This is a genomic window from Rhizobium sp. P1_E1 (assembly GCF_056406015.1).
On record NZ_JBFUAY010000267.1, the window covers coordinates 1 to 5,351 of the forward strand.

General features: G+C 61.1%; 5 protein-coding genes. All 5 read left to right on the forward strand.

Going from position 1 to position 5,351, the window contains the following annotated elements; genetic code table 11:
- Positions 1-171 precede the first annotated feature (171 nt).
- The 5 genes from AC1D1Z_RS33585 (at position 172) to AC1D1Z_RS33605 (ending at position 5,187) form a co-directional block, all read left to right on the forward strand.
- Positions 172-1,431 (forward strand): ABC transporter substrate-binding protein, encoded by a 1,260-nt coding sequence (locus tag AC1D1Z_RS33585; protein ID WP_047617844.1) that lies wholly within the window; start codon positions 172-174, stop codon positions 1,429-1,431.
- Between the two features lie 99 nt (positions 1,432-1,530).
- Positions 1,531-2,466: a carbohydrate ABC transporter permease gene (locus tag AC1D1Z_RS33590; RefSeq protein ID WP_011655107.1), complete on the forward strand. Its 936-nt coding sequence runs from the start codon at positions 1,531-1,533 to the stop codon at positions 2,464-2,466.
- A 4-nt stretch (positions 2,467-2,470) separates the two neighbouring features.
- Complete coding sequence (locus AC1D1Z_RS33595; protein WP_047617846.1) at positions 2,471-3,301, forward strand: carbohydrate ABC transporter permease; 831 nt, start codon at positions 2,471-2,473, stop codon at positions 3,299-3,301.
- Between the two features lie 4 nt (positions 3,302-3,305).
- Positions 3,306-4,364 carry an ABC transporter ATP-binding protein gene (locus AC1D1Z_RS33600; RefSeq protein ID WP_168279229.1) on the forward strand — a complete coding sequence of 353 codons (1,059 nt, stop codon included), beginning with the start codon at positions 3,306-3,308 and terminating at the stop codon, positions 4,362-4,364.
- Positions 4,365-4,434: 70 nt separating this feature from the next.
- Entirely contained in the window at positions 4,435-5,187 is a 753-nt protein-coding gene (locus tag AC1D1Z_RS33605) for a metallophosphoesterase (protein WP_018246495.1), read from the forward strand.
- Positions 5,188-5,351 lie beyond the last annotated feature (164 nt).

A 5,351-nucleotide genomic window follows, 5' to 3' on the forward strand; every position in this document is an offset into this window, starting at 1 on the left:
GCAGAAGGCACAGCCAAATTCCGCACATGCCTTCGGCATCCATGCGCGATCCGTACGTCTCCATGTCGGCCTCGAAGGAACCGAGGCTCTGTGGAGAGACATCGAGGAGGCGCTCGCCGCCGCCTCACAATCCTGAAACCCGAGAGAAACCTAATAAGGGGGAACTGAGCCATGAAAAAACTAATAATCTCGACGCTCTTTGCTTCGATGATGGCGGGCACGGCCTTTGCCGATACCACGCTCAAGCTTGTCGAAGTCATCACCAGCCCGGAGCGCACCGAAACGCTGAAATCGATCGTCGGCAAGTTCGAAGCCGCCAATCCCGGCACCAAGGTCGACATCATCTCGCTGCCCTGGAACGAAGCTTTCCAGAAATTCGCGACCATGGTGTCCGCCGGCGACGTGCCCGATGTGATGGAAATGCCCGATACCTGGCTGTCTCTCTATGCCAATAACGGCATGCTCGAGAGCTTAGAGCCCTATCTTGAAAAGTGGGAACACACCAAGGAGCTGACGCCGCGCGCGCTCGAACTCGGCCGCGACGTCAAGAATACCGCCTATATGCTGCCCTACGGCTTCTATCTCAGGGCGATGTTCTACAACAAGAAGCTGCTTTCGGAAGCCGGCGTCGCCGCACCGCCGAAGACGATGGAAGAATTCACCGCCGCTTCGGAAAAGGTTTCCAAACTGCCCGGCAAATACGGCTACTGCATGCGCGGCGGACCGGGCGGCCTCAACGGCTGGATGATCTTTGCCGCCTCGATGGCCGGCTCGAACAAGTACTTCAGCGACGACGGCACCTCGACGATGAACAGCCCCGGCTGGGCCAAGGGCATCGAATGGATGGTCGATCTCTACAAGAAGGGCTATGCGCCGAAGGACAGCGTCAACTGGGGCTTCAACGAAGTCGTCGCCGGCTTCTATTCCGGCACCTGCGCTTTCCTCGACCAGGATCCGGATGCGCTGATCGCCATCGCCGAACGCATGAACAAGGACGATTTCGGCGTCATGCCGCTGCCGAAGGGTCCCGACGGCAAGTCCTTCCCGACGATCGGCTATGGTGGCTGGTCGATGTTCACGACCAGCGGCAACAAGGATCTCTCCTGGAAGCTGATCGCCACCCTCGAAGGGCCGGAAGGCAATATCGAGTGGAACAAGCGCATCGGCGCTCTGCCGGCCTATACGGCGGCCGAGAAGGATCCCTTCTATGCCGGTGACCAGTTCAAGGGCTGGTTCGAGGAACTGGCGGACCCGAACACGGTACCAACAGTCATGCCGACCTATCTCGAGGAATTCGCCTTCTTCAAGGATTCGCTGGCGATCAAGACCTCGCAGCAGGCATTGCTCGGCGATATCTCGGCAAAGGATCTGGCCGACCAGTGGGCGGAATATCTCACCAAGGCGCAGCAAAAGTTCCTCGCCAAGAAATAAGCAACGGACTGACGGCGGCGGCCTTTCGAGACGGGGCCGCCGTCGCTTCTTTGATGACACAGACGGCGCATGAACGCCGCCAATGGGAACTGCTGGCTGATGACCATTTCCGCCGATACGCTCGACATGCGCCGCGACCGCAGGCCATGGCTGCGTCGCGTTGCCGATGCTTCGGAGCCCTATCTCTACAGCGCGCCGTCGCTGATCCTGATCATCGCGGTGATGCTGGTGCCGCTGACGGTCGGCATTTCCTACGCCTTCCGCGATATCCAGCTGCTCAATCCGTTTTCCGGCGGCTTCATCGGGCTCGATCATTTCCGCGAGCTTGCCGGCGATGCCGCCTTCTACGGCGCGCTGCGGAACACGCTCTGGTGGACCGGCGCCTCCGTCGTCCTGCAATTCGTCTTCGGGCTGATCCTGGCGCTGCTGCTCGACAAACCCTTTAAGGGCCGGGCAATCGCGCAGGCGCTGGTCTTCCTGCCCTGGGCCGTGCCGTCCTTTCTCGCCGGACTCAACTGGGCCTGGCTGTTCAACCCGGTCATCGGGCCGATCCCGCACTGGCTCTTCGCCCTCGGGCTGATGCATGAGCCGGGCAATATCCTTTCTGATCCCAACTATGCGATGTGGGGACCGATTGTCGCCAATGTCTGGTGGGGCATTCCGTTCTTCGCCATTACGCTGCTTGCCGCCTTGCAGGCGATCCCGCGCGATCTTTATGAGGCGGCATCGATAGACGGCGCCGGCTGGTTCCAGCGCTTCCGCTCGATCACCCTGCCGTTTCTGGCGCCAACGATTGCCATCACCGTGCTGCTGCGCACCGTGTGGATTTCCAATTTCGCCGATCTCATCGTCGTCATGACCAATGGCGGGCCGGCGGACCGGACGCAGATCGTCGCCAGCTATATCTTCACGACAGCCTTCAGGCGGCTCGACTTCGGCTATGCTTCGGCGATCGCGCTGGTGCTGCTCGTGCTGCTGCTTGCCTATTCGATGCTGATCATCCTGCTCCGGCAGACGCTGCTGAACAAGGATTGAGGCCATGAGACGATCCGTCATTCCTACCATCGCACACCGTGTGGCGATCCTCTGCTACATCGCCTTCGCACTGTTTCCGCTGTTCTGGCTGCTCAAGGTCTCGGTGACGCCGAACGACCTGCTCTATAGCGAAGGCGTGCGGATGTGGCCGTCGCGCACGACATGGGATCACTATGCCTTCGTGCTGCGCCACAGCGCCTTTCCGACCTTCTTCAAGAACAGCCTGATCGTCTCGGCGTCGACGGCCGTCACTGTGACGATCTGCGCCTCGCTGTCCGGCTACGCGCTGTCGCGGTTCAATTTCCGGGCAAAATACTGGATCGTCGCTCTGATGCTGCTGACCCAGATGTTTCCGCTGGTCATGCTGGTCGCGCCGATCTTCAAGATCCTGTCGCCTTTGCATCTGACCAACAGCCTGACCGGGCTCGTCATCGTCTACACCGCCTTCAATGTGCCTTTCGCCACATTCCTGATGCAGTCCTTCTTCGACGGCATCCCGAGGGATCTCGAAGAGGCGGCGAAGATCGACGGGGCGACGCAGTTCACGGCGTTTCGCCAGATCATCCTGCCGCTGACGCTGCCGGGGATCGCCGCCACCCTCGGCTTCGTCTTCACCGCCGCCTGGAGCGAGCTGCTCTTCGCGCTGATGCTGATCAACGGCAATGACGCGGCGACCTTCCCCGTCGGCCTTCTCACCTTCGTTTCGAAATTCTCGGTGGATTTCGGACAGATGATGGCGGCGGGCGTCATGGCGCTCATTCCGGCCGGCCTCTTCTTCCTCCTCATCCAGCGCTACCTCGTCCAGGGCCTGACGGCCGGCGCGGTCAAGGGTTAAACAAATGGCATCGATCGATATCCAGAATATCCGCAAAGCCTATGGTCATGTGCAGGTGCTGCACGGCGTCGACCTCGAAATCCATGATGGCGAATTCGTTGTGCTCGTTGGCCCGTCCGGCTGCGGCAAGTCCACACTGCTGCGCATGATCGCCGGGCTGGAGGAGGTCACATCAGGTGAGATCCGCATCGCCGGGGTCAGGGTCAATGAGCTGCATCCCAAGGACCGCGACATCGCCATGGTGTTCCAGTCCTACGCGCTTTACCCGCATATGAACGTCGCCGGCAATATGAGCTACAGCCTCAGGCTCCGGAAGGTGGCAAAGGAGAAGATTGCAAGCGCGGTCGCCGCGGCCGCCGCCAAGCTCGGCCTCGATCCACTGCTCGAACGAAGGCCGAAGGCGCTTTCCGGCGGCCAGCGCCAGCGCGTCGCCATGGGCCGCGCCATCGTCCGCCAGCCGAAGGCCTTCCTGTTCGACGAACCGCTGTCGAACCTCGATGCGCGCCTGCGCGAACAGATGCGCGCCGAAATCAAGAAACTGCATGGCGACCTGAAGGCGACCTCGATCTACGTGACCCACGACCAGATCGAGGCAATGACGCTGGCGGACCGGATCGTTGCCATGCATGGCGGCGTGGTCCAGCAGGTCGGCAGTCCCCTGGAACTCTACGACCGCCCCGCCAATCTCTTCGTTGCCGGCTTCATCGGCTCGCCGGGGATGAATTTCCTCGAGGCCAGCTATGATGCCGGCGGCGTGAGGCTGAAGGACGGCACGATCGTGCCGCTTGCAAAGCCTCTGCCGCTTGTCGACGGCGCAAAGGTGACGCTCGGCATCCGGCCGGAGCATGTGTTGATGAGCGACGGCGGGGCCGGGCTTGCCGCGGACGTGGAACTCGTCGAACCAACAGGCTTCGGCATCATCCTGCACCTTGCCCTGCATGGTCTGCCGTTCAAGATCTTCACGCTGACCCGCGACGCACTGAAGGCAGGTCCGAAGGTCAATGTCGCCTTCCCGGCCCAATATCTGCATGTGTTCGACGGCGAGGGAAAACGCGTCGATTGAACAGCAGAGCCGGTGGCCCGTTGCTGTCGGTTTTGGCAKACTCTCTTCGGCGGGGGCGGGGAGGCATAACATGCTCGTTGCGCAGATATCCGATATCCATGCCGGGCCGGACCTTTCGTCGCTCCAGACGCTGGAGCTGGCGATAGGCTGGCTGAAGACGTTCCGCCCGGATGCGCTTGTTCTCACCGGAGATCTGGTGGACGACGGATGGCGGCAAGGCTATCGCCTGGTCGCCGAAAGCCTGCGGTCGCTGGACTGCCCTGTCCACCTGTTGCCGGGCAACGGTGACGATGTGCAATTGATGCGCTCCGAACTTGCCGCCGTCGGCACATGGATCAATGCGACGGGACCGATGCATTTCCGGACAGCCGTCGATGGGCTGACCCTCCTCGGTGTCGATGTGACCGTCGCCGGTCAGAGCTACGGTGACGTCCTGCCGCATCTGCCGTGGCTGATGAGCGCGCTTGCCGACCTGACGACGCCCGCCCTTCTGTTCATGCATCAGCCGCCATTCAGGATCGGCATCGAGGCGCTGGACCAGGTCGGATGCCGGAACGACAGTGCGCTTCTCAGTACCCTGGAGACAATGCATAGGCTGCCGTTGGCGATTCTCTGCGGCCATGTCCACCGACCTGCATTTGGTCGGCTGGGAATGATCCCTGTCCAGACCTGCGGCTCCCTCTGCCCACCCAATCCGCTTCTTTTGGAAGGACGGGCCGATCTTCCGGTGATCGACGCTCCGTCCTTCCTCGTGCACCAAGTTAGCGACGGCGGCCTGGTTTCCCATGTGGTATCGATTCCGGCATCCGATGGCGGCGCATAAAATGGATTGAATGGGAAACCCTCCCGAACTGCGAGCGGAAAAATCTTTTGTCGCATCGCCCATGAGGGCTATATCCTCTGCGTGATCTTGCTGCTGGAATGGATGCTATGACCGACACTGTTCTCGACCGCTTTCTCCGTTATGTCGTTATCGATACGCAATGC

Excerpts from the sequence above, each read along its gene's own strand:
- AC1D1Z_RS33605 (WP_018246495.1), top strand. The coding sequence starts at position 4,435 with ATGCTCGTTGCGCAGATATCCGATATCCATGCCGGGCCGGACCTTTCG.
- AC1D1Z_RS33585 (WP_047617844.1), top strand. The coding sequence starts at position 172 with ATGAAAAAACTAATAATCTCGACGCTCTTTGCTTCGATGATGGCGGGC.
- AC1D1Z_RS33590 (WP_011655107.1), top strand. The coding sequence starts at position 1,531 with ATGACCATTTCCGCCGATACGCTCGACATGCGCCGCGACCGCAGGCCA.
- AC1D1Z_RS33600 (WP_168279229.1), top strand. The coding sequence starts at position 3,306 with ATGGCATCGATCGATATCCAGAATATCCGCAAAGCCTATGGTCATGTG.
- AC1D1Z_RS33595 (WP_047617846.1), top strand. The coding sequence starts at position 2,471 with ATGAGACGATCCGTCATTCCTACCATCGCACACCGTGTGGCGATCCTC.